Annotated in this window: 17 protein-coding genes; 10 read left to right on the top strand and 7 right to left on the bottom strand. The window is 66.3% G+C overall.

The window, feature by feature from the left end:
• Positions 1-12 precede the first annotated feature (12 nt).
• Positions 13-1875, bottom strand: a complete 1863-nt coding sequence (gene secD, locus BUB09_RS09505; RefSeq protein WP_072896994.1) for a protein translocase subunit SecD — start codon at positions 1873-1875, stop codon at positions 13-15.
• A 77-nt stretch (positions 1876-1952) separates the two neighbouring features.
• The gene (gene yajC, locus BUB09_RS09500; protein WP_072896992.1) at positions 1953-2288 is read right to left on the bottom strand and encodes a preprotein translocase subunit YajC; all 336 of its coding nucleotides are present in this window, start codon (positions 2286-2288) and stop codon (positions 1953-1955) included.
• Positions 2289-2441: 153 nt separating this feature from the next.
• On the opposite strand from yajC, the gene rlmKL reads away from it, so the two are divergent.
• Complete coding sequence (gene rlmKL, locus BUB09_RS09495; RefSeq protein ID WP_072896991.1) at positions 2442-4610, top strand: bifunctional 23S rRNA (guanine(2069)-N(7))-methyltransferase RlmK/23S rRNA (guanine(2445)-N(2))-methyltransferase RlmL; 2169 nt, start codon at positions 2442-2444, stop codon at positions 4608-4610.
• A 158-nt stretch (positions 4611-4768) separates the two neighbouring features.
• On the top strand, positions 4769-7303 hold the full coding sequence (glgP, locus tag BUB09_RS09490) for an alpha-glucan family phosphorylase (protein ID WP_072896989.1): 2535 nt from the start codon (positions 4769-4771) through the stop codon (positions 7301-7303).
• 24 nt (positions 7304-7327) lie between these two features.
• On the opposite strand, the gene glgC is transcribed toward glgP, so the two are convergent.
• Entirely contained in the window at positions 7328-8599 is a 1272-nt protein-coding gene (gene glgC, locus BUB09_RS09485) for a glucose-1-phosphate adenylyltransferase (protein WP_072896988.1), read from the bottom strand.
• A 343-nt stretch (positions 8600-8942) separates the two neighbouring features.
• Here glgC and BUB09_RS09480 point away from each other — a divergent pair, with 343 nt between their 5' ends.
• Positions 8943-9902, top strand: coding sequence for a hypothetical protein (locus tag BUB09_RS09480; protein WP_072896986.1), 960 nt, complete (start codon positions 8943-8945; stop codon positions 9900-9902).
• Between the two features lie 31 nt (positions 9903-9933).
• Here the strand turns inward: BUB09_RS09480 and glgB are convergent, their stop codons facing one another.
• Positions 9934-12117, bottom strand: a complete 2184-nt coding sequence (glgB, locus tag BUB09_RS09475) for a 1,4-alpha-glucan branching protein GlgB (protein ID WP_072896984.1) — start codon at positions 12115-12117, stop codon at positions 9934-9936.
• A gap of 116 nt (positions 12118-12233) precedes the next feature.
• On the opposite strand from glgB, the gene glgA reads away from it, so the two are divergent.
• The 4 genes from glgA to BUB09_RS09455 are packed head-to-tail and all read left to right on the top strand — an operon-like array spanning position 12234 to position 17483.
• Positions 12234-13670, top strand: a complete 1437-nt coding sequence (glgA, locus tag BUB09_RS09470) for a glycogen synthase GlgA (RefSeq protein WP_072896982.1) — start codon at positions 12234-12236, stop codon at positions 13668-13670.
• Positions 13671-13718: 48 nt separating this feature from the next.
• Entirely contained in the window at positions 13719-14990 is a 1272-nt protein-coding gene (locus tag BUB09_RS09465; protein WP_072896980.1) for an NAD(P)/FAD-dependent oxidoreductase, read from the top strand.
• 41 nt (positions 14991-15031) lie between these two features.
• On the top strand, positions 15032-16525 hold the full coding sequence (locus BUB09_RS09460; RefSeq protein WP_072896979.1) for a protein adenylyltransferase SelO: 1494 nt from the start codon (positions 15032-15034) through the stop codon (positions 16523-16525).
• Between the two features lie 16 nt (positions 16526-16541).
• A complete protein-coding gene (locus tag BUB09_RS09455; protein WP_072896977.1) occupies positions 16542-17483 on the top strand; it encodes a hypothetical protein in 942 nt (313 codons plus the stop codon).
• Between the two features lie 13 nt (positions 17484-17496).
• On the opposite strand, the gene BUB09_RS09450 is transcribed toward BUB09_RS09455, so the two are convergent.
• The 3 genes from BUB09_RS09450 to BUB09_RS09440 all read right to left on the bottom strand — a co-directional run bounded on the left by BUB09_RS09450 (position 17497) and on the right by BUB09_RS09440 (position 21761).
• On the bottom strand, positions 17497-17883 hold the full coding sequence (locus BUB09_RS09450) for a response regulator (protein WP_072896975.1): 387 nt from the start codon (positions 17881-17883) through the stop codon (positions 17497-17499).
• Positions 17884-19359 carry a DUF7125 family protein gene (locus BUB09_RS09445; protein ID WP_245793222.1) on the bottom strand — a complete coding sequence of 492 codons (1476 nt, stop codon included), beginning with the start codon at positions 19357-19359 and terminating at the stop codon, positions 17884-17886. It lies immediately after the preceding gene.
• Positions 19360-19421: 62 nt separating this feature from the next.
• Positions 19422-21761: a TonB-dependent receptor gene (locus BUB09_RS09440; RefSeq protein WP_245793220.1), complete on the bottom strand. Its 2340-nt coding sequence runs from the start codon at positions 21759-21761 to the stop codon at positions 19422-19424.
• Positions 21762-21927: 166 nt separating this feature from the next.
• Between BUB09_RS09440 and ggt the strand changes: the two genes are divergently transcribed.
• The 3 genes from ggt to BUB09_RS09425 all read left to right on the top strand — a co-directional run bounded on the left by ggt (position 21928) and on the right by BUB09_RS09425 (position 25514).
• On the top strand, positions 21928-23667 hold the full coding sequence (gene ggt / locus BUB09_RS09435) for a gamma-glutamyltransferase (RefSeq protein ID WP_084083313.1): 1740 nt from the start codon (positions 21928-21930) through the stop codon (positions 23665-23667).
• Positions 23668-23723: 56 nt separating this feature from the next.
• Positions 23724-24524, top strand: a complete 801-nt coding sequence (locus BUB09_RS09430; RefSeq protein ID WP_072896974.1) for a hypothetical protein — start codon at positions 23724-23726, stop codon at positions 24522-24524.
• 309 nt (positions 24525-24833) lie between these two features.
• Complete coding sequence (locus tag BUB09_RS09425; RefSeq protein ID WP_072896972.1) at positions 24834-25514, top strand: glutathione S-transferase; 681 nt, start codon at positions 24834-24836, stop codon at positions 25512-25514.
• The last annotated feature ends 70 nt before the right edge of the window (positions 25515-25584 follow it).

Genomic DNA, 25584 nt, shown 5'->3' with positions numbered 1-25584 from the left:
GTCGTTCCGTGATTACCAGATCGGCAGGTCGGTCATCCGCGCGCGGCGACCGAACACCAAGTGCGCCAGTGCGCGCGAGCCGACGATCGCCGTGAACTGCGATGCCACGATGCCCAGTGCCAGCACGACGGCGAAGCCGCGCACCGGGCCGGCGCCGACGGCGATCAGCACGATGCCCGCGATCAGCGTCGTCACGTTGGCGTCGGCGATGGTCAAGAAGGCGCGGTCGTAGCCGGCCTCGATCGCCTTGGCCGGGCTCATGCCGCCGCGCAGTTCTTCACGGATACGCTCGTAGATCAGCACGTTGGCGTCGACGGCAATACCCATCGTCAGCACCAGGCCGGCAATGCCCGGCATTGTCAGCGTCGCTTGCAGCAGCGACAGGCCGGTGATCAGCAGCAGCAGGTTCAGCGCTAGCGCGAGGATCGCGAAGATACCGAACACGCGGTAGTAGACGATCATGAACAGCGCCACCAGCGCCAGGCCCAGCGCCGCGGCCTGAAAGCCCTGGCGGATGTTGTCGGCACCCAGGCTCGGGCCGACGGTGCGTTCTTCGACGATGTCGACCGGCGCCGCCAGCGCACCAGCCTTCAGCTGCAGCGCCAGGTCCTGCGATTCCTTGCTGCCCAGGCCCGTGGTCTGGAAGTTCTTGCCGAACACGCCGCGGATGCTGGCGACGCTGATGATCTGGTCGATGTCGCGATGCTCGCGCATCGGCTCGCCCTTGGCGTTGTACGTGGTGACGACCTGGCGTTCGCGGAACAGCACGGCCATCGGCTTGCCGACGTTCTTGCTGGTGAAGTCGAACATGCGCTTGGCGCCCTGCCCGTCGAGCGTGACGCTGACCATCGGCGTGCCGCTCTGCTGGTCGATGCCGGGCTGCGCGTTCACCAACTGCGATCCGCTGGCGATGATGTCCTTGTTCAGCAGATACGGAATGTGACCTTCACGCGTGTAGAACAGCTCGGTGCCCGGCGGCACGATGCCGGTGGCCGCTGCACTGCCGGCGTCGGCGTCCTGCACTACGGCGCGATATTCCAGCGTTGCCGTCGCGCCCAGCAGCTCCTTGACGCGCGTGGTGTCCTGCACGCCCGGCAACTGCACCAGGATGCGGTTGGCGCCCTGCTTCTGCACGACCGGCTCGGCCACGCCGAGCTGGTTCACGCGATTACGCAGCGTGATCAGGTTCTGCTGGACGGCAAAGTCCTGGATGCGCTTGGCTTCGACGTCCGTGATGCGCGCTTCCAGCACCAGCGGCTGGCCCGGTGCGTTCTGAAGCGCCAGCTCGCGGTATTCCTTGGCGATGAAACGGCGCGCGGCGTCGAGCTTGGCTTCGTCGGCAAATTCCAGCACGACGGCGTCACCGTTCTGACGGCGGCCGGTGTAACGGATGCCTTCCTTGCGCAGCGTTGCTGGCAGCTCGCTGACGTAGTTTTCGATCGCCTTTTTGCGCACGGTGTCGACGTCGACTTCGAGCAAGAAGTGCACGCCGCCGCGCAGGTCCAAGCCCAGCGCCATCGGCTTGGCGCCCATCGATGCCAGCCAGGCTGGCGTCTTCGACGCCTGGAACAGTGCGACGACGTAGCGGTTGCCGAGTTCGCGCTTGATATCGTCGTTAGCCTTCAGCTGCGTGTCGGTGCTGTCGAAGCGCACCACCCAGTGCGTGCCTTCGCGGCGGCTCGACGTCGGCGTGATGCCCGGCGCCTGCAGCGCAGTGGCGATGCGCTCACCGAAGCTGTCAGGCAAGGCTTCGCCGGATTCCAGCGAAATCTGCACGGCGGGGTCCTGACCGTACAAATTCGGCGCAGCATAGAGCGCGCTGAAAATGGTGACGATCAGCAGGGCGATGTACTTCCAGGATGCGTAGGGACGCATGCGCTACTCCAGATAGCCGATCGCCAGCGCCGCGTGCCGGGCACGCAAACGCTGGCGATGATCGACGGCGACGCTGATTACAGGGTTTTGAGCGTGCCCTTGGGCAGCACGCTGGTGACGGCGGACTTCTGCACCTTGACGTTGACGCCGTCGGCGACTTCGACCGTCAGGTACAGCTCGCCGATGTTGACCACCTTGCCGGCCAGGCCGCCGGCCAGCACCAGCTCGTCACCCTTGGCGATTTTCTCGATCATCTGGCGCTGTTCCTTGCTGCGCTTCATCTGCGGGCGGATCAGCAGGAAGTAGAACAGCACGAACAGCACGACCAGCGGCGCGAACTGCACCAGGGCATTGGGTGGGGTTGCCGGAGCGGCAGCCTGCGCAAAAGCAGGGCTGAAGATGAAGTCGAGCATGATTTCCCTAATAAGAAACAAAGGCCTGGGGGGCCAAAAAATGAGCGGCGGATTATGCCATCTGTTCGGGCCGCCGGGGCTGGCAGGCTGACGCCGTGCCAAGGTCATGGGGCCGTGGCGCAGCGATGCAAGGCCGCATGCGATCATAGGGACATGAGCCTTCTGACCCTATTTGCCACCTGCCCGCGTGGTGTCGAGCCGCTGTTGGCGGCCGAATTGACCGCGCTCGGCGCCTCTGAGACCCGCGAGCGCAAGGGCGGCATCGCCTTTGCCGGCGACTTGAACGCCGCCTACCGCGCCTGCCTGTGGACGCGACTGGCCAATCGCATCCTGATGCCGCTGAACACCTTCCCGCTGGCCGACGCCGACGCGCTATATGCCGGCGCCAAGGCGATCGACTGGCCGTCACTGTTCGGGCTCGACAAGACCTTCGCCATCGAAGTGGCCGGCCATTCCCCCGCCGTGACCCACACGCATTACGCGGGGCTCAAGGTCAAAGACGCGATCGCCGACCGCTTTCGCGAGCGCCACGGCGAGCGGCCCAATGTCGACCTGGACGCGCCCGACTTGCGCATCCACCTGCATCTGGAACGCGCCCAGGCGACGCTGAGCCTGGACCTATCCGGCGACAGCCTGCACAAGCGCGGCTACCGCGTCGGTGCCGGCGAAGCGCCGCTGAAGGAAAACCTCGCCGCTGCGATTCTGGTGCGCGCCGGCTGGGCCGAGATCGCCGCGGCCGGCGGCGCGTTCGTCGACCCGATGTGCGGCTCGGGCACGCTGGTGATCGAAGCGGCGATGATCGCCGCCGACATCGCGCCGGGCTTGAAGCGCGCCCGCTTCGGCTTCGAAGCCTGGGCCGGCCACGACGCGGCACTGTGGCAGTCGATCCGCGCCGAAGCCTCGGGCCGCAAATCAGCTGGCCTGGCGCGGATGCCGGTCTTGATCGGCGGCGACGTCGACGAAGGCGTGCTGCGCTACGCGCATCTGAACGCCGAGCGCGCCGGCCTGCTCGGCCATCTGCGCTTTGAACAGCGCGACGCGCTCGAAGCCCGCGCGCCGGCCACCAGCGGCTTGCTGGCGACCAATCCGCCGTATGGCGAGCGCCTTGGCGCCGAGAGCGACATCATCAAGCTGTATTCGCTGTTCGGCGCCACGCTCAAGCAGCACTTCGCCGGCTGGCGCGCGGTGGTGTTCACCAGCCGCCCCGACCTGAGCCCGCGCTTGGGCTTGCGCGCCAGCACGATGCACTCGCTGTTCAACGGCGCGATCGAATGCAAGCTGCTGCGCTTCGAGATTGCGGCGCGCGAGCCCCAGGCCGACGGCCAACGCGCCGAGCCACTGGCACCCAGTGGCGGCGAAGACTTTGCCAACCGGCTGCGCAAAAACCTCAAGCACTTGGGCAAATGGGCCAAGCGCGGCGGCATCTTGAATTACCGCGTCTACGACGCCGACCTGCCCGACTACGCACTGGCGATCGATCTGTATCAGACGCCCGATCTGCAAGTGCATGTGCAGGAATACGCGGCGCCCGACACGATCGACCCGCAAAAGGCCGAGCGCCGTTTGCGCGAAGCGCTGGCGCAGCTGCAGGCGATCCTCGACGTGCCGGCCGCGCGCATCCACTACCGCCTGCGCAAGAGCCAGAAAGGCACCAGCCAGTATCAGAAGCAGGACGAGAGCCGCGAGTTTCTGACCGTGGTCGAACACGGCTGCAAGCTGTGGGTCAACTTCGACGACTACCTCGACACCGGTCTGTTTCTCGACCACCGGCCGATGCGGCTGCGCATCCAGAAAGAAGCCGCCGACAAGCGCTTCCTGAACCTGTTCTGCTACACCGGCAGTGCCACCGTGCATGCGGCCGTCGGCGGCGCGTCGCACACCACATCGGTCGATTTGTCGAAGACCTATCTCGACTGGGCCGACCGCAATTTGCTGCTCAACGGCGTCGACACGCGCGGTCCTTGGAATACGCATCAGTTGATCCGCGCCGATGCAATGGCCTGGCTTGCCGCCCAGGCCGCCGACGCCCGCGCGCCGCGCTATGACCTGATCTTCTGCGACCCGCCGACGTTCTCCAACAGCAAGAAGATGGAAGGCGTGCTCGATACGCAAGCCGACCACGCCGAGATGATCCGCAATGCGATGGCCCTGCTGGCGCCCGGCGGCCGGCTGTACTTTTCAACCAACCGTCGCCGCTTCAAGCTCGACGAGGCGCTGATCGCCGAGTTCAAGGTGCAGGACATCACCAACCAGACGCTGGACGAAGACTTCAAGCGACCGCCGCCGGCTCATCGCAGCTGGAGCATCGAGCAGCACGGCTAGCCGCAAGCCAGCACGCCGCAGGCGACGCGGCCTGCGCCGCGTGCGAAGCACCGATGTTTGGACATCAGCGCATCAACGCGGGCGTGCCCGCGTCGGCGTGGCGTGGTTTGGGCTAGTCTGTGGCGATCACGACAAGGCCACGATCAGGAGCCGCTGCGATGCCCGGCACGCTATTCCGTCTTGAACTCCGCCCGCAGATTCCGCCCGCGCTGAGCCGCCTCAGCGATCTGGCATCGAACCTGATGTACAGCTGGGACCGCGACATTCGCGGTGTGTTCTGGCGCCTCGACAAAGATCTGTGGCGTGCTTGCGGCAACAATCCCAAGTTGTTCCTGCGCCGCGTGTCGCAGGCGGTGCTTGAAGCCGCGGCCGACGACGACGACTTTCTGCAGGACTATCACGGCGCGCTGGCTGCCTACGATTCGTATCTGGCCGCCGATGCCAAGCCCGCCGTGCTGGCGCACTTGCAGCCGGGCCAGGATTTGATTGCGTACTTCTGCGCCGAGTTCGGTCTGCACGAATCGCTGCCGATTTATTCAGGCGGCCTCGGCATTCTGGCCGGCGACCATTGCAAGGCCGCCAGCGACCTGGGCCTGCCGTTCGTTGCGGTCGGCTTGTTATATCGCGAAGGCTATTTCATCCAGACCATCGACGGCGTCGGCCGCCAGGTGGCGACGCCGCAGACGGCGAACTTCGACGAACTGCCGATCCGGCTCGCGCGCGATGCCACCGGTAACGAACTGCGCGTGGCGGTGCCGATCGCCGATCGCATCGTCCAGCTGCGCATCTGGCAGGCCGACATCGGCCACATTCCGCTGTATCTGCTCGACTCCGATCTGCCCGACAACAGCGAGGCGGACCGCTCGATCACCTTCCAACTGTACGGCGGCAACACCGACACGCGGATTCAGCAGGAGATCGTGCTCGGCGTCGGCGGCGTGCGCGCGCTGCGTGCGCTTGGCGTCGCGCCAAGTGCCTGGCACATCAACGAAGGCCATGCAGCGTTTCTGATTCTGGAGCGCGTGCGCGAGCAAGTCGCGCGCGGCCTGGACTTCGACAGCGCGCTCGAGAACGTTGCCGCAGGTACCGTATTCACGACGCACACGCCGGTACCGGCCGGCCACGACATCTTCCACCACGCGCAAGTGCAGTGGTTCTTCCAGCAACTACTGCCCCACTACGGCGCCGACGAAGCCCGCGTGCTGGCGCTCGGCGCCGATGGCCACGGCGAGACGCGCTTCAACATGACCGCACTGGCGCTGCGCGGCTCGCGCCATCACAACGGCGTATCGAAGATCCACGGCGGTGTGGCATCGACAATGGAGCGCAGCTTGTGGCCGCAGATCACGCCAGCTGAAAATCCGATCGGCTCGGTCACCAACGGCGTGCATCTGCACACGTTCATCGCCCGTGCGTGGACCCAGCTGTTTCACGACTCGCTGCGCGGCTGGCGCAACCAGCTGCTCGACATCGACTACTGGCAGCGCATCGACGAGATTCCCGACCATCGCTTCCGCGCGGTACGGCGCCAGCTCAAGCGCGATCTGCTGATCGACATCGTCGAACGGATCGAGCGCCAGCACCGCCGCAACGAGCTGCCCGAGGCGCTGATCGCGCAAGCGACGCAGCACCTCCGCACCCACGATACGCGCACGCTGGTGCTCGGCTTTGCGCGGCGCTTTGCGACCTACAAGCGCGCGACGCTGATCCTGCGCGACCCGGCGCGTTTGTCACGACTGCTGAACGACGCGCAGCGACCGGCGATCCTGATCTTTGCCGGCAAGGCGCACCCCAAGGACCAGCCGGGGCAGGACTTGATACGGCAGCTGCATGAGATGTCGCTGCGGCCGGAGTTCATCGGCCGTCTGTTCATGGTCGAAGGCTACGACATGCTGCTGGCACGCAACCTCGTGCAGGGCTGCGACGTGTGGCTCAACAACCCCGAATATCCGATGGAGGCCAGCGGCACCTCGGGTGAGAAGGCGGGTATCAACGGCGTCGTCAACGTGTCGGTGATGGACGGCTGGTGGGCCGAGGGCTATCAGCCCGAGCCGCAGCAGAACGGGTTTGCGATCGTGCCGGTACTCGACCCCAACATCCGCGATGCCGAAGAAGCGCGGCAGTTGCTCGACCTGCTCGAACGCGAGGTCGTGCCGCGCTATTACGGAGCTGACGGCGATGGCTATTCCGCCGAATGGCTGCGTCTGTCGCGCAATTCGATGAAGAGTTTGATCCCGCGCTTCAACTCGTCGCGGCAGGTGATGGACTACGTTCGCGGCTACTACGCGCCGGCATCGGCGGCCGCGCGGCGCCTCGACGCCGACGATGCGGCGCAGGCGCGCGAGCTGGCCGCGTGGAAGCAGCGGGTGCGACAAGCCTGGCCGGGCGTGTCGATGCGCTTGGCGCAGACCCCATCGTCCGTCGTCGCCGCCGGTGAACGTCTGCGCTTGCTCGTCGACGTGGAACTCAATGGCCTGGACGCACGCGATCTGGTCGTCGAATGCCGAGTCGGCCGCCTCGACGCCCACAACCAGTTCGTTGTGCAGCAGGTCGTCACGCTGGCCGTCGACGACGGTCGCTGGCGGGCCGACGTCGAGCCGCTATGCGGTTTGCAGCACTATCAGATCCGCGCGTATCCGCATCACCGGGCGCAAGCGCACCGGTTCGAAATGGGCTTGATGATCTGGCTCTAGCGCAGTCAGCGGCCGGTCGCCGGCTCAGCGCACCATCGGCGGCTGGCCGAGCATCTCGGTGGTGACCAGCACCACACCACCGGCCGACACATGGAAGTGCTTGTGGTCCTCGTCGAGGTCGACGCCGATCTGGCTACCTTCGGGGATCACGCAGCCTTCGTCGATAACAGCGCGCCGGATCGTGCAGCCGGGGCCGACCTTGACGCGCGGCAGCACGACGGAATCCTCGATCAGGCTGCCGCGCTCGATCGTCACGTTCGAGAACAGCACCGAATGCCGCACTTCGGCGCCCGACACGATCGCGCCGCCAGACACCATCGAGTTCACGGCGCAGCCACGCTGGTGCGGGCTGTCGAACACGAACTTGGCCGGCGGCGTTTGCTGCTGGTAGGTCCAGATCGGCCATTCCTCGTCGTACAGGTTCAGCTCGGGCACGACGTCGACCAACTCCAAGTTCGCCTTCCAGTACGCGTCGATCGTACCGACGTCGCGCCAGTAGCCGGCGCGGTTGACGTCGTGCACGTCGCGCAGCGCGTAGGCGTAGACGCGGTTGTTCTTGATCGCTTGCGGAATGATGTCGTGGCCGAAGTCGTGGCTGCTCATACTCATGCCGGCGTCGCGCGTCAGCAGGTCGAGCAAATAGCTGGCGTCGAAAATGTAAATGCCCATCGAGGCCAGCGCGGTGTCGGGGCGGCCCGGCATCGGCTCGGGATGCTTGGGCTTCTCGGCGAACTTGACGACGCGACCTTCGCCGTCGACGGCCATCACGCCGAAGCCAGTGGCTTCGTCCAGCGGCACTTCGACGCAGCCGACCGAAATCTGCGCGCCCTTCTCGACGTGATGCGCCAGCATGCGGCCGTAGTCCATTTTGTAGACGTGGTCGCCGGCCAGGATCAGCACATGGCTGGGCTCGTGCGCGCGGATGATGTCGAGGTTCTGATAGACCGCATCGGCGGTCCCCATGTACCAGCTGTTTTCGTCGATGCGCTGCTGCGCCGGCAGCAGCTCGACGAACTCGCCGAATTCGCCGCCGAGAAAGCTCCAGGCCTTCTGCAAGTGCTGAATCAGCGAATGCGATTTGTACTGCGTCAGCACGCCGATGCGGCGGATGCCGGAGTTGATGCAGTTGGACAGCGAGAAATCGATGATCCGGAATTTGCCGGCGATCGGAACGGCGGGCTTGGCCCGCCACTGCGTCATCGGCCCCAGGCGTGAGCCGCGTCCGCCGGCCATGACCAGGGCCAGCGTGCTCTTGGTGAGACGACTGACGAAACGAGGATCGGAATGGGTCTGCACAGGCTCCTCTACAGCGCTTGCAAGGTAGGCGGTAGCGTTGTCGAATTTCATGATAGCGGCTCCGTTGCAGTCCGTCGCTCGACATCACCGTCCTTGGTGAAGACACACGATCCGATGCGTGCAAGTGCTTGGAACGCAAGACCAATGCCGTTTTGCTGCGGTACATCTGTGCACATTTTCGAGCCCGCCTGGCATCGCGATTCGTGACCGCGCGCCACGCTGGGTCAGCGCGCTTGGACGCCGCTGCGGCATCGCGCAGCCGCCACTTAAACCCGGCAAACTGCCGGTGCCCGGACCGCCGGGCTGCAACACACCCGTCCCTTATCTCGAAGGAACTGTCGCAATGAAACATCAACACCGTCACTGGGCTCGTCGGGCTACTGCCCTGCTGTGGCTGGCAGCGATCGGATCGATGGGCGCACAGGCGGCCGGCGATACGTCCGCACGCCAGCAGGCCGCCGCCGCGGTCGCCACCGGCAGCGCCGAATGCAAGGCGCTGGGCGATTTCTACTGGGAAGTCGGCGATGCCGGCGGCGTACAGGGCAGCGGCCAGATCGGCGAGGAATACACGGCCGATAAAACCATACGCATCGCATCGGCCAGCAAGTTCGTCTGGGGCGCCTACGTGCTCGAAAAAATCGGCCGCAACGCCAAGCCGACGCCGGAGCAGGTCAGCTATCTGGAGATGCGCTCGGGCTACACCAGCTTCAATCCGCTGTTCTGCGCGCTGTCGCGCAGCGTCGACGCCTGCATGGAAGCGCGCTCCAACGCCGAGCGCAGCAACAACGTGATCGGCAAGTTCTCATACGGCGGCGGACACGATCAGCGCCTGGCCGGCCTGCTCGGCTTGGGACGCCTCGACGCCGACGGCTTCACTGATGAAGTGCGCCGCGCCCTGGGCAAGGACCTGCGATTCGCGTACCGCTCGCCGCAGCCGGCCGGCGGCATGGAATCGAGCCCGTCCGAGTACGGCAAGTTTCTGCGCAAGGTGATCTCCGGCGAGCTTCGCCTGAAGCAGTTCCTCGGCTACGAGCCGGTCTGCGCATCGCGCGGCTGCCCCGACGTGGTCGAAACGCCGGTGCGCGATGCCTGGCACTACAGCTTGAACCACTGGGTCGAGGACGACCCCAAGACCGGCGACGGCGCCTTCAGCAGCCCAGGCCTGATGGGGTTTTATCCGTGGATCTCGGCCGACAAGACCACGTACGGCATCGTCGCGCGTCAGAAATTCAGCAAGACCTCGTACTGGGACAGCGTCGAATGCGGCCGCAAGATCCGCAAGGCGTGGATGTCGGGCGGTTAGGTGTCGGACGATCGGCGGCGCCGGGCCTGCACTAGCCCGGGCGCAGCACCAGCACGCCCAACGGCGGCAGCGTCAAGGTCAGGGTGCAGGGCTGATTCATCGTCGCCTGCGTTTCGGCGGTCACCACGCCGCCGTTGCCGACGCCGCTGCCGCCGTACAACGCCGCATCGCTGTTGAGCACCTCGGTCCATGGGCCCGGTAGCGGCACGCCGATGCGGTGGCCGCTGCGGACCACCGGCGTGCTGTTGACGACGACCACGCACGGGCGACCGGCGCGGTCGCGACGAACGTGGACGAAGATCGATTCGGCGGCGTTGTCGCAGTCGATCCACTCAAAGCCTTCGGGCGCGAAATCCAGCTCGTGGAAGCAGGGCTCGGTCTCGTGCAGCCGGTTCAGATCGGTGACCCACTGCCGCAGGCCCGCATTCAGTGGCTGCGTGTCGATCCACCAGTCGAGTTCGCGGTCGTGGTTCCATTCGCTGCGCTGGCCAAACTCGCCACCCATGAACAGCAGCTTTTTGCCGGGCCGGGTGTACATCCAGCCCAGCAACAGTCGCAGATTGGCGAACTTCTGCCAGTCGTCGCCGGGCATCTTCTCGACCAGCGGCTTCTTCAGGTGCACCACCTCGTCGTGTGACAGCGGCAGCACGAAGCTTTCGGTCCAGGCGTACATCAAGCCGAAGCTGAGCTTGCCCAAATGGTGGCCGCGGTAGATCGGGTCCTGCTTGAAGTAGTCGAGCGTGTCGTGCATCCAGCCCATGTCCCACTTCATCGTAAAGCCGAGCCCGCCAGCATCGACCGGGCGCGAAACGCCGGGCCATGACGTCGATTCTTCCGCTATCACCAGTGCGCCCGGATGCTGGCCGTGGACGACGATGTTCAGGTCACGCAGAAACTCGACCGCCTCCAGATGCTCGCGCCCGCCCAGCGCATTGGGCGCCCACTGGCCAGGGTTGCGGCCGTAGTCGAGATACAACATCGACGCCACCGCATCGACGCGCAGCCCGTCGATATGGAAGCGCTCGATCCAGAACAGCGCGTTGGCGAGCAGGAAGTTGCGCACCTGCGGCCGGCCGTAGTCGTAGATCAGCGTGCCCCACTCCGGGTGCTCGCCGCGCAACGGGTCGGGATATTCGTAAAGCGGCTGGCCGTCGAAGTGACGCAGGCCGTGCGCATCTTTCGGGAAATGCGCCGGCACCCAGTCGAGGATCACGCCCAGGCCGTGCGCGTGCGCGTAATCGACCAGATAGCGGAAGTCGTCCGGTGCGCCGTGGCGGCTGGTCGGCGCATACAGGCCGATGGTCTGGTAGCCCCAGGACCCGTCAAACGGGTGCTCGCTGATCGGCAGCAGTTCCAGGTGCGTAAAGCCCAGGCGCAGCGCATACGGCACCAGACGATGCGCGATCTCGCGATAGTTCAGATAACCGTTGTCCTCGCTGCGCTGCCAGCTGCCCAGATGCACTTCGTAAATCGACAGCGGCTGTCGCTGCGGGTCGCGCGACGAGCGCTGTGCCAGCCAGTCGGCGTCGGTCCAAGCAAAGCGCGTCGGCTCGCCGATCACCGACGCGGTGTCAGGCCGCAGCTGAAACTGCAGGCCGTACGGGTCGGACTTCAGCCGACGCTGGCCGTCGGCGCCGCAGATTTCAAACTTGTAGAACGCGCCGGGCTGCAGATCCGGCACGAACAGCTGCCAGACGCCGCTGGCATGGCCGCGCATCAGATGCAGGCGCCCGTCCCAGTGGTTGAAGTCGCCGACGATGCTGACCGCCAGCGCATGCGGCGCCCAGACCGCGAAGCGCACGCCGGCTACGCCGTCGAGCGTGATGAAGTGCGCGCCGAGCATGTCGTGCACATGCCAATGGCGGCCCTCACCAAACAAGTGCAGGTCGAAATCGGCAATCAGCGGCTGGCTGAATGCATACGGGTCGTGGCCGCTGTGCCAGTGCCCGGCCTCGTCCTGCCAATGCAGCCGGTAATCGCGGGTCGGCAGCGGCTGCGGCAGCGTCACGGCAAACAGGTCAGTGCCGTCGAGCCGACGCAGCGCCGGGCCGTCGACTGCGTTTAAATGGACGCTGCGCGCGCCCGGCCGCCACACGCGCAGCACGCCACCGTGCTGCGGCCCGAGCAGCAGAAACGGATCACCGACGCGGTTGGCGAGCAGCGCTTGCAACAGCGGCTCGGGCGGAGCGGTCGGCACTCGATCGACTAGGCTCAATGGCAAGGTCCTGTGTGGCTGCGTGGGTCGGGCCGTCGGCTCGCGGCCGCCGGCACCACGTCTGCGGCTGCGCTTATCCTACGTGCCCGGCCTGAACCCATCACGACCAACCGACGATGCGTGTGCTCTTTGCTGCCAGCGAATGCTGGCCGCTGATCAAGACTGGCGGTCTGGCCGACGTCGCCTATGCGCTGCCGCTGGCGCTGGCCACGGCCGGGCATGACCTGCGGGTCGTGCTGCCCGCCTACCGCGGCTTGATCGATCAGCTGTCGTCGGCTCGGCGGGTCGGTCAACTCGACATTCGCGGCCAGGTGTTCGGCATCGTCGAAGGCCAGTTGCCGGGTACCGCGCTGAGCGTCTGGCTGGTCGACGCGCCGTACTTGTATGCGCGCGACGGCGACCCGTACCGCGATGCATCGGGCCGCGACTTCGCCGACAACGCCTGGCGCTTCGGCTGCTTCTGTGAGGCGATCCACGCGCTGGCGCTGGGCGCGATCGGCGGCTGGCGCGCCGACGTGGTCCACGCCAACGACTGGCAGACCGGGCCGGCGCTGTCGTGGCTGAGCCTGGCGCCACAGCCGCCGCGCCGCGTGTTCACGATCCACAACCTCGCCTATCAGGGCTATTTCGGCCGCGAAGCCTTCGACTTTCTCGGCTTGCCGCCATCGTTGTGGAACCCCGAGGGCGTCGAGATGTACGGCGGCTTCAGCTTCATGAAAGCCGGCATCACCGGCGCCGATGTGATCACCACGGTCAGCCCGACCTATGCGAGCGAAATCCAGACGCCGGCCTACGGCTGCGGACTGGACCCGCTGCTGCGCTCACGCGCGGCGCGCTTGGTCGGTATCGCCAACGGCATCGACACCGCGGCCTGGGACCCGGCTCACGACCCGCTGCTGGTGCGCCGCTACAGCGTCGGCAGCCTGCGCCAGGGCAAAAACGCGAACAAGCGCGACTTGCAGTCGCAGCTGGCGCTGGCCGACGACGTCGACGCGCCGCTGATCGGCATCGTCACGAGGCTGGCCGAGCAGAAAGGCAGCGATCTGATTCTGGGCGCGCTCGACGGCTTGATGGCGGCGCACCCGCGGCTGCAGTTTGCGCTGCTGGCCTCCGGCGACCGCGCGCAGGAACAAGCCTGGCGCGACGCCGCCGCACGATATCCGCAGCGCATCGGCGTGCAACTGCGCTACGACGAGTCGCTGGCGCACCGGATCGAAGCCGGCGCCGACCTTTTCCTGATGCCGTCGCGGTTCGAGCCTTGCGGCTTGAACCAGATGTACAGCCAGCGCTACGGCACGGTGCCGGTGGTCCGCCGCACCGGTGGCTTGGCCGACACCGTGGTCGATGCCACCGATCAGACGCTGGCCGACGGCAGCGCCACTGGCGTGATGTTCAACGACGCCGATGCCGGCGCCGTGCGCTGGGCGGTGGATCTCGCGCTGGCGCTGCGCGCCGACGGCCCACGCTGGAAGGCGATGCAGGTGGCCGGCATGCAGCGCGACTTCGGCTGGGACCAAGCCGCGCAGCGTTATCTGGCGCTGTATCACGGCTGAGGCGGCGCGGCGCTTGTGCCGGCCGCGCGAGCGCCTACACTGCCGGCCATGCACAGCCCCGATCGTAAAAAAGTCGTGGTCGTCGGCGCCGGCTTCGGCGGCTTGACGACCGCGCAACTGCTGGCAAGAACCGATGTGGACATCACCGTCGTCGACCGCCGCAACTTCCATCTGTTCCAGCCGCTGCTGTACCAGGTCGCCACGGCCGGCCTGAATCCGTCCGACATCGCCTGGCCGGTCCGCAGCGTGCTGCGCCACCAGAGCAATGCGCGCGTGCTGCTTGGCGACGTCGTCGGCGTCGACACCGATGCGCGCTGCGTGGTGCTCGACGACGGCCGTCGCCTGCCCTACGACTATCTGGTGCTGGCCACCGGCGCGACGCATACCTACTTCGGCCATGACGAATGGGCCGGCATCGCACCGGGGCTCAAGCGTGTCGACGATGCAACGCTGATCCGTCGCCGGCTGCTGATGGCGTTCGAGCGTGCCGAAAACACCGACGACCCGGTGCTGCGCCGCGCGCTGACGACGTTCGTGATCGTTGGCGCCGGCCCGACCGGGGTCGAGATGGCCGGGGCCATCGCCGAGTTGGCGCAGCATGCGCTGGCCTCCGACTTCCGCAGCATGGACCCGCGCGACACCCGCATCCTGCTGGTCGAAGGGGCGTCGCGCGTGCTTGGCGCGTTTCCTGAATCGCTGTCAGAAGTCGCACGCCGCGACTTGCAGCGGATGGGCGTCGAGGTGTTGCTGAACGCGCAGGTGATCGGCTGCGACGAGCGCGGCGTGACGCTGAAAGACCACCGGATCGACGCACATACGATCATCTGGGCCGCCGGCGTGGCCGCCTCGCCCGCCGCGCGTTGGGTCGGCTGCCCGGCCGATCGCGCCGGCCGGGCGATCGTCTCGGCCGACCTGTCGGTGCCGGGCCTGCGCGAGGTGTTCATCATCGGCGACACCGCGTCGATGAAGACCGCCGACGGCAAGCTGGTGCCCGGCGTCGCGCCGGCCGCCAAACAGGCCGGCGAACACGTGGCCGCCTGCATCCGCGCCGAAGTCCAAGGCAAGCCGCGCCCAGCGCGATTCCGCTATCGCAACTTCGGCAATCTGGCCACGATCGGCCGCAACAGCGCCGTGATCCATTACGGCCGGCTTAAGCTCAGCGGCGGGCTGGCGTGGTGGCTCTGGAGCTTTGCGCACATCTACTTTCTGATCGGCATGCGCAACCGCACGCTGGTGGCGATCCAGTGGTTCTGGAACTACCTCAGCTATGGGCGCGGCGCACGCTTGATCGTCGGCTCGGACAACAGCGGCAAGCCTTGAGCGCGCGGGCCGCGCCCGGCCCGCTGCGCTAAAGTGCCGGCATGAAAACTGCCGCCCGCCTCGACGACCTGCCGTTCGAAAACCACTACGCGCAGCTCGACGCTGCCTACTACTCGCGCGTCGAGCCGACGCCGCTGACCGACCCCGAGCTGCTGCATTTCAACGCGCCGCTGGCCGAAGAGCTGGGCTTGTCGGCAGATGCCGCTCGCGACCCCGGCTTCACGGCCGTGCTGTCAGGCAACCAGCGCATCGCCGCGGGCAGCTATATCGCCACCGTCTACGCCGGGCACCAGTTCGGCCAGTACGTGCCGCAGCTTGGCGACGGTCGCGCGCTGCTGCTGGGCCAGGTGCGCGACGCCGACGGCGGTCTGCGCGAACTGCAGCTCAAGGGCGCCGGCCCGACGCCGTATTCGCGCTTCGCCGACGGCCGCGCGGTGCTGCGCTCGAGCATCCGCGAGCATTTGTGCAGCGAGGCGATGCACGCGCTGGGCATCCCGACGACACGCTCGCTGGCCTTGATCGGCAGCAGCCTGCCAGTGCGGCGCGAAACGCTGGAGCGCGCGGCGATCGTCTGCCGCGTTGCGCCCAGCCATGTGCGCTTCGGCCACTTCGAATACTTCTACCTGCTGCAGCGCTGGGAGCTGCTCAAGCCGCTGGCCGATCACGTGATCGACGATCACTACCCCGAGCTGGCCGGCTTCCCGAACCGCTACGCCGCGTGGCTGACCGACGTCGTCGAGCGCACCGCGCATCTGATGGCGCAGTGGCAGTCGGTGGGCTTCTGCCACGGCGTGATGAACACCGACAACATGAGCGTGCTGGGCCTAACGTTGGACTACGGCCCGTATGGCTTTCTCGACGCGTTCGACGCGCATCACATCTGCAACCACAGCGACGAAGGCGGTCGCTATGCCTACGACCAGCAGCCGATGATCGGCCACTGGAACTGCTCGAGGCTGTTGCAGGCCACGCTGCCGCTGCTCGACGACGACGCCGACAAGGCGGTCGAGATCGCCAACGGCATTCTAAATCGTTATCCGGCCGCCTATACCGACCGGATGATGGCGCTGTGGCGGCTCAAGTTCGGTTTCCTGTCGGCACAGGAACCGGACCGCGACCTGATCAATCGCTTCCTGAACCTGCTCGACCGCGGCAAGAACGACTTCAGCCGCTGCTTGCGAGCCCTGTCGGAACTCGACGCGCCCGACGCGCGACTGCCGCCGCTGCGCGATCTGGTCACCGACCGTGACGGCATCGACGCCTGGCTGGTCGATTACAGGCGCCGGCTGCAGTTCGACGGCGAACCCGATGCGGCCCGCCGCCAGCGCATGCTCGGCGTCAATCCCAAATACGTGCTGCGCAATCACTTGCTGCAGGCTGCGATCGAGCGCGCCGAAGCCGGCGACGCCAGCGAAGTGGCGCGACTGTTCGAGATCATGCGGCAGCCGTTTGACGAGCAGCCCGAGTACGAGGCGCACTACGCTGCCGAGCCGCCGCCCGACGCACGGCACATCAGCGTTAGCTGCTCGTCGTAAGCCGGAGCACGACCGCATGCGCACCCAACTGATCGACGACGACGCCTGCAACGACATCCTGCATTGGCTCGACGCGCACAGCGTCACGTTGAGCCAAGGGCTGCCGGCCGCGTTGCTGCATCAGCGCTGGGCCGAAGCCGGACGCGAGCCGGCCGCACTCGGGCAAGCGCTGCAAACGCTGCTGGCGCGCGACTGGGTCGCGGTCACGCCGGGCAGCAATCCGCCGCACCTGCGCTTCACGGTCGAAGGCTTTCGCCGGCTGATTGCCGCGCCAACGCCCGATGCTGCCGCGGCGACAGTACCCGCAGCCGCCGCCTTGCCTGCATCAGACGCGGACGCAGTGCCCACGCCGAGCGCCACCGATCGCGCGCACACCAGCGAACTGCTGCTGCGCAATGACATCCTCGGCATCTACGGCGACTTGCGACTCAAGGCCGAAGCGCGGCTGATCGGCATGACGCTGTCACGCTACTGGCAGGAGATGGGTCATCGCGCCGGTGAACTGCGCACCGGGCTCGACGTGCTCGTGCGCGACGGCCTGCTGGCGTCGCGTTTGATCGGCATCGACCGCTACTGGCAGCTGACGCGCGAAGGCGAGGCTTGGCTGCGCGGTGGACGCTCGCATCGGGCGCTGCTGAAGCTGGCGCCCGCGCTCGGCGACGTCCGTCCCGGCCCCAACGCCGAGGACGCGCAGCGCTTGGTTGCGCGACTCGCCGCAACGCTGCCAACGCCGCTGAGCTACGCGGCGCTGCAATCGAGCTGGGCCTATTCGACGAGCTTCGACGACAACCTGTTGCTGTCGGGCTTGGACCTGATGCTGCGCCATGACCACGCGACGCTCGCCGGCCCCGACGAGGCGCCGCTGCTGACGCTGACCGACGCCGGCCGCGCCTATGCCGCCGAAGACGTGCCGCGCTTCGCCAAGCTGTTGGCAACGCTGAACCGCGTACTGAACTGAGTCCGGCGGCCGGCTACGGCGGCGGTGTGCGGCGACGCTGCAGTGCGCGGTCGATCGCGCCGGTCAACTCGTCGATCCGATAGGGCTTGCGCAGGAACGCGTCGGCCGCGACCTGGCTGTCGACATGCGCCGGCATCGCCGCACTGGTCAGCACGATCGGCACCGTTGCCAGGCTGGCGTCGGCCTTCATCGCGGCGATCAGCTCCAGCCCGTTCATGTGCGGCATCATGTAATCGGTCACGACGACGTCGGGACGTTCTTGCAGCAGCATCGCCAACGCGCGCTTGCCATTGGCCGCGCGGCTGACACGATGGCCGAGCATCTCCAGCAGCAGTGCCACCGTGGTCATCGTGCCGGGCTCGTCCTCGACCAGCAGCACATGGCGCGGTGAGGCGCTCATTCAGACCACGGATGACGGATAACGGGTCATGTGTCCGGTCAGCAAGCCTTCCATCGGCGCCGGCAGCGGCTTGAGCTGCAAGCCCTGCGCGGTGATCGACAGCTCGCGCACCGACGCGTCGAAGTCACTCTCACGGACCTTGACCAGCGAGAACACCCGGCGCAGCGAGGCTTCGAGCTCGACGTAGCGCAGCAGCATGATGTTTTCGGCCACGGCCGATACGGCGCCGAATGCGATCTCGGCTTCGCCACCGACCAACTGCGGAATTTCGGACGTGAAGATCGTCGTCACGCCTTCGTCGCGCAGCGCATTGGCCAGCGCAGCGAGGAACGGCGCCAAGCGGCCCGGATAGATCGACGACTGCTCGATGGCATCGATGCCGTCGACGAACAGTCGCTGGACGCCGCGCCGGCGTACCGCGCCCAGCAACCGGTAGCCGATGTCGTCGAGCAAGGTGTCGGTCAGCGACTGCCACAACACTTCGACACTGCCGGCTTCGATCTGCTCGGCCAAGCGCAAGCCGACGCCGGCCGCCTTGCGCGCGATCCGCGCCGGCGTCTCGTAGAACGAAAAAATCAGGCCGGGCTGCTCGGGCGTTGCCTCGGCGACAAACTGCAGCCCGAGCGTGGTCTTGCCGATGCCGGTGGGCCCGAGCACCAAGGTGCTCGAACCATGTGGCAGCCCGCCGTGCAGCATCCGGTCCAGTTCGACGACACCGCTCGACAACGGGGGCGCGTCGCTGCCGTTGTTCGGCGCAAGGCCCGTCACCGTCTCCAGCCTCGGCAGTACGCGAAAGCCATCGTTGCCGACCAGCGCCATGTGGCGGCCCAGCACGAAGCCGCTGCCGCGAAACTTGTGCACCTGAAGGTAGCGATAGCTTCGATAATCGAGCGTCATCATGCCGATCTCGATCCAGCCATCGACCATCGTGAACTCGGGGCTGGTCGGACCGCGACGGCTGTTGGTCAGCAGCAGGATCGTGCTGCCCAGCAGCGACGCCAAGCTCGAAAGATGATTGATGAACTGCCGGAACTCGCGCTCGGACGCCACGCTTTCTTCGAGCACGAACAAGCCGTCGACGACGATCGTCGTGGCATTAAGGCGAGTGCTTTCGCTGTTGAGCAGCCGCAAAATGCCTTGCAGCCCTTCATTTTGCAGGTCGTCGAAGCCGCTGACGTAGAACACCGAGTCCGGCACGCGACTGGCGTCATAGAAGCTCATCGAGCTCAAATGCTGCATCAGACGCGAGTGCGATTCGGCCAGCAAGGTCACATACAGCACCTTCTCGCCCTGAACGACGCGGTGGAAGCAGAACTGGTTCGACAGAATCGTCTTGCCGGCACCCGGCGTGCCTTGGACGATGTAGACGGCACCGGGGACGAAGCCGCCTTCGAGAATGTTGTCGAGCCCGAAGATCCCGGTGGAAACGCGCGGCAGCGGCTCGGCGACGCGCTCGGATTGACTACCTTGATCCACCCTGTCCCCCAGACGTCCATGTCGTAGGGAGCAGAGGCTAGCAGATCAGTCCGGCCGGCCGCTTAAAAGTCCCAGTTCAGCCGCAGGCCGTAGGTGATCGGCGGCGCCAGCGTGTCTTCGCGGCCGAAGTCGGTGTGGAACTGCGCCAGGTTGTAACGGGTGTCGCCGAGGTTGTCGCCAAACAGCGTCAGCTTCAGCTGCCACGGTCGGTACAGGTAACTCAGACGTGCGCTGATCAGGTCGTAGTGGCCTTCGAACGACACCGGCGAGTTCTGCGCCAGATAGAAGTAGCCCGAGTTGTAGTAGTAGTTGCCCGCCAGCTCCAGCTCACCATCACCAACGTCCAGCGTCTGGCTGATGCCGGCGCTGCCGCTGAACTTGGGCGTGCGCACGATCCGGTTGCCAGTGAAGTCGCCGTTGGTGAACGCAAGCCCGGTCTGCTCGTCGTAGCCGCTGCCGTTCTGATAATCGGTGTAGATCGCCTTGAGCCAGGACCCACCGGCCGTCAGCACCAGGCCGGGGTTCCATTCGCGCAGCGGCGCGGTCGTGATGTCGACTTCGGCGCCGCGGATGCGCGCCCGGCCCGCGTTCTCGAAGTTGATCGCACCACCGGTCGTGAACGACACGAAGCCGGTCTGCAGATTGCGGATGTTGTTCTGGAACACGGCGCCGTTGATGCGCAGCCGCCGGTCGAACCAGTCGGACTTGATGCCGGCTTCCAGGCTTTCGACTTTCTCCGGCTCGATGTAATCGGGCGGCGTGTAGATGTTGATGATGTTGTAGGTCGCGCTCTTGAAGCCCTGCTGGAACGAGGCGTACAGCAGCAGATCGTCTGCCGGGCGAAAATCCAGCGACACCTTCGGCGAGAAGTTGTCGACGCGCGCGCTGCGCGGCGCAAACGACACGACCGTGCTCAAGCCGCCGCCGAGATTGTTCAGCCCGACGTCGGAGCGGATCAGCGTGCGCTTCTCGGTCTGGTAGCGGCCACCGAGCGTGATGTCGAACCAGTCGGTCACGCTGGCCGTGGCCTGCGTATAGCCCGACCAGGATTCGGCGCCGATCAGGCCGGTGAAGTTGAAGCGCAGCGACTCCAGCGACGGCACGCCGCCGAGCAGGTTCTGCAGCGGTGCCGGCAGCCGATCGACCAAGTTGCCGATCACCGGAAGGCCGATGTTGGTCAGCGTCAGATAACCCGGGTCGTAGCCGCCTTCGCTGCGCAGGTAATAAACGCCACCGACCCACTTGAGCCAGCTGGCGCCCGGCGTGCCGGCGTTGCTGCTGAACTGCAGCTCGCCGGTGTCGATGGTCTGGTATTCGCTATCGGCGCCGTAGGTGGCGATGCCCTGGCTCGATCCGTCAAAGTCGTAGACGTAGTCGTCGGCATTGACGTAGTAGTGGCTGCCGAGCAGCTTGATGTCGAGCAGCGGTAACTGCCAGGTGGCATTACCGTAGTACGCAGCCGTGGTCGTGCGTAGCGACGGCTCGGAATCGGCAGTGACGACGTACTCGCGCGTCTCGGCCGGAATCGACGCACCGAGAATCGCACTGGGCTGCGTGTTGACCGACGTGGTCGAGCTGGTACCGCTCTGCTGCATCAGCATGCCGGTCAGCACCAGGCTGAAATCGTCGGTCGGCGTGAACGCCGCGCGCAGTCGCGCACCTTTGCCGATCTCGGTCGGCAGCTGCGTGTCGCGTCCGTTATCGATCCGGTAGTAGTTGTCAGCGCGGTTGTAGAACACCGACACGCTGGTCGACAGCTCGTCGGTCAACGGGATCGTCGTATACAGGCGCGTCTTGCTGTCGTTGAAGCGACCGTAGCTGGCCTGCAGCGAATTCTCCTGCTGCTGGTCCGGCGTCTTGGTGACGATGCTGATCGCGCCGCCGGTCGAGTTGCGGCCGAACAGCGTGCCCTGCGGGCCCTTGAGCACCTCGATGCGTTCGAGCGCACCGAAGGACTGCACCACGCTGTGTCCCGACGGGAAGTACACGCCGTCGAGATAGGTTGCCACGCTCGGATCAGCCGAGGGCACGAACGCATCGGTGCCGACGCCGCGCAGATAGATCAGGTTGTAGCCGGCCAGATCCGTGAACTGCAGGCCGGGCACCGACGTTCCCAGGTCGCGCACGCTGACGATGCCGCGCGCGTCGAGCTGCTCGGCCGAAAACGCGGCGACCGACACCGGCACATCCTGCAGTCGCTCTTCACGCTTGCGCGCGGTCACGATCACTTCTTCCAGCAGCACCGGCGCATCGCGATCACGCTGCAGCGGTGCCTCGGCGGGCGGCTCGCTGGAGGCGACCGGGATCGTCGTCAGCGGCGCTTCGGACTCGGCCGACTGCGCGACCGCGGACGGCGACAGCAGCCACAGCATCGACGGCAGCAAGCCGAGCCGAACGGCCACTGTCCAAGTCGAAGGCGATAGGGTCCGGGAGTCGAGCACGAGGTGATCAAGACGGTTTCGGGTCGCGCACTGTACTCAAGCCATCGCGGGCGTCAAAGGAAGACTTGAGCCTTGCAATATGCTCAGATCGCCCGATGCTGTCACCGCCCTTGATCGAGCCCGTCCGATGGTCCGTCCGCACCGCCTGCTGTTCCCCGCCCCGCTGCGCACCGGCGCGCTGCTGGCCGCCTTCGCGCTGCTGACCTGCGTCGCCCGCGAGGCGACGGCCGCCGACCGCGTCACCGGCCACGCGTTCGCAACCCGCAGCGAAGTGCTGGCCACGCACGGCATGGCCGCGACCAGCCAGCCGCTGGCGACGCAAGTGGCGCTCGACATCCTCAAGGCCGGTGGTACCGCGGTGGACGCCGCGATCGCCGCCAACGCGGCACTGGGCTTGATGGAGCCCACCGGCAACGGCATTGGCGGCGACTTGTTCGCGATCGTCTGGGACCCGAAGACGCAGCGGCTGTACGGCTTGAACGGCAGCGGGCGCTCGCCGCAGTCACTGACGCTGGCCGAACTGCGCGGTCGCGGGCTGACGCATATTCCGCCGCGCGGGCCACTGCCGGTCAGCGTGCCGGGCTGCGTCGATGGCTGGTTCGAACTGCATGCGCGTTTCGGCAAGCTGCCGATGCGCCGCGTGCTGGCGCCGGCGATCGGCTACGCACGCGACGGCTTCCCGATGACCGAGTTGATCGCCTACTACTGGGACCGCTCGGTGCCGCTGCTGTCGCCGTACCCGGGCTTCAAGGAGCAGTTCACCCTCGATGGCCACGCACCGCGCAAGGGCGAGATCTGGAAGAACCCGAACCTGGCGCGCACGCTGGAGCAGATCGCAAGCGGCGGTCGCGATGCGTTCTATCGCGGCGCGATCGCGCGCACGATCGGCGATTACATCAAGGCGCAAGGCGGTTATCTGTCTTACGACGACCTTGCCGCGCACCGTAGCGAGTGGGTGCAGCCGCTGTCGACGAACTATCGCGGCTACGAGGTCTGGGAGCTACCACCGAACAGCCAGGGCCTGACCGCGTTGCAGATGCTGAACCTGCTCGAAGGCTATGACCTGAAGGCGATGGGCTTCGGCAGCGCCGAGCATCTGCATACCTTCATCGAAACCAAGAAGCTGGCGTTCGAGGATCGCGCTCGTTACTACGCCGACCCGGCGTTCGTGCAGACGATGCCGATCGCGGGCTTGTTGTCGAAGGCCTATGCCGCCGAGCGTCGCAAGCTGGTCGGCCGCAAGGCCGCCCCGCGTGTCGATGCCGGCAATCCAGCGCTGCATCAAGGCGACACGATCTACCTGACCACGGCCGATGCCAGCGGCATGATGGTGTCGCTGATCCAGTCCAACTATCGCGGCATGGGCTCGGGCATGGCGCCACCGGGGCTCGGCTTCATCCTGCAGGATCGCGGCGAGCTGTTTTCGCTGAAGGACGGCGAGGCCAACACCTACGCGCCCGGTAAGCGGCCGTTCCAGACGATCATCCCGGCGTTCATCACCAAGGACGGCAAGCCCTGGGTCAGCTTCGGCGTCATGGGCGGCGACATGCAGCCGCAAGGCCATGCGCAGATCGTCAGCAACCTGGTCGACTTCGGCATGAACCTGCAGGAAGCCGGCGATGCGCCGCGGATCTACCACACCGGCTCCAGCGAGCCGACCGGCGAGACGATGAGCGACGGTGGCCAGGTGTATCTGGAATCCGGCTTTGCACTCGAAGCGGTGCGCGAACTGCGCAATCGCGGCCACGCGGTCGGCTGGGGTATCGGCGACTACGGCGGTTATCAAGCAATCGCGCGCGATACCGGCAGCGGCGTCTATTACGGCGCCAGCGAATCGCGCAAAGACGGACAGGCGGCCGGTTACTGAGCGCGCTGCGGCACGATACGTCGTCGTGCGACGACAGAGCAGACAAGGGGGAGTCGATGGTGTCGTACTTGAAGCGCCTGCCGCTGGCCGACGCGTTGATGCTGGTGTTGGCGCTGGGCTCGCTGTCGCTGCTGATCTGGGACTGGGTCGGTGCGCCGACCGACGAACAGCGCGTGCTGATCCAGCGCATCGACATCGCGATCTGCGCAGCCTTCGCTTGTGACTTCGTCTGGCGCTGGCGCCGCGCCGGCTGGACGCGGCAGTACGTGCTGCACAACTGGTACGAGATCATCGGCATGATCCCGCTGCAACAGCCGGCGCTGCGCGCGTTCCGGCTGGTGCGCGTGGTGATTGTCATCTCGCGGCTCGGCATCATCGGCGACCGGCTGTTCGGCGACATGGCCACGCATCGGCTGATGCGGCGCTTCAAGCAGTCGCTGGTCGACGAGATCAGCGGGCAAGTCACGCTGGCGGTGATCGGCGAAGTCGAGCAAGTGCTGTACAAGGGCACCTACACGCGCAATCTGGCGCGCTCGCTGTCGCGCCAGCACGACGCGCTGCGCGAGCTGGTGATGGACAAGCTGCGCGAAGACACGCAAACCGGCCGCCTGTCGAAGCTGCCGTTCTACAACACGATCGTCCAAGCGGTGATTGACGCGGTGCTGCGCGTCGGCAGCGATCTGCTGGAAGACCCGCGCGCCGATCAACTGGTCGCCGATATCGTCCGCGAGAATCTGCAGCAGATCCGCAAGGCTGTTGAACAGCGCGAACAGCAGCGCGAGCAGCGCTATCAGCAAGCGCACTCCGCATCGGCACCACCCGCCGAAACCACGCCCGGCGATACGAGCTTGCCCTGAGCATCGGCAACGGCGGCCGTCAGCGGCGGCGCCACGGTCACAAGCGCGTCTGGCGCTGCGGCCGCGCAGGCACGCGATCGTCGGCGCCGCTTCAGCGACGGTGCGAATACACAGTGTCGATCCACGACTGACACCGAGGCACGCCAGCCCTGGACCGCTTGGCTGCGCAATCGAGGTTCGGTAGCAGGCCCAAGGGCGCGATGAATGCACACGGCTGCAACCGCGCTGATACCGTGTGCGTATCCAGGGCACCGCCGCCGTAACCCACGGCTGGCCGCTGGAAGACCATAACGACCATCGGGAGATCGCATGCTGACCGTCCACCATCTGAACAATTCACGATCGCAGCGCATCCTGTGGCTGCTGGAAGAATTGGGCGTGCCCTACCAGATCAAGCGCTACCAGCGCGATGCCAAGACGATGATGGCGCCGCCGGAACTCAAGGCGATCCATCCGCTGGGCAAGTCGCCGCTGATCACCGATGTCACGGCCGCCGGCGAGACGATCACGGTCGCCGAATCCGGCGCGATCATCGAGTACCTGCTCGACACCTACGGCGAGGGCCGGCTGGCACCCGCGCGCGGCACGCCCGAGTTTCTGCGCTACCGGTTCTGGCTGCATTACGCCGAAGGCTCGCTGATGCCGCTGCTGGTGATGAAGCTGGTCGTCGGCGTCGTCGGTCGCAAGGCGCCGCTGCTGGTCCGGCCCGTGGCCAAGGGCGTCGTCAACGGCCTGAACCAGGCCTTCATCAATCCGCAGCTGAAGCTGCACTTGGGCTATGTCGAGCGCGAACTCAACGGCCGCACCTGGTTCGTCGGCGACCAGCTCAGCGCCGCCGACGTGCAGATGAGCTTTCCGCTGGAAGCGGCCAGTGCGCGCGCGGGTGGCAGTTCGATGCCCAACATCGCCGCGTTCGTGAAGCGCATCCAGGCGCGCCCGGCCTACCAGCGCGCGCTGGAAAAAGGCGGACCGTTCGAGCTGATGAGCTAAAAGCCCCTCGCCGACTCGGCCGGCCCGCGCGGCGCGCGTCTCGTTCGTTCGGTCGATGAGCCGCCGCCAC

Origin of the sequence: Hydrocarboniphaga daqingensis, assembly GCF_900129825.1 — a bacterium.
Lineage (GTDB): Bacteria > Pseudomonadota > Gammaproteobacteria > Nevskiales > Nevskiaceae > Hydrocarboniphaga > Hydrocarboniphaga daqingensis.
This window is presented reverse-complemented; position numbering and strand designations above follow the sequence as displayed.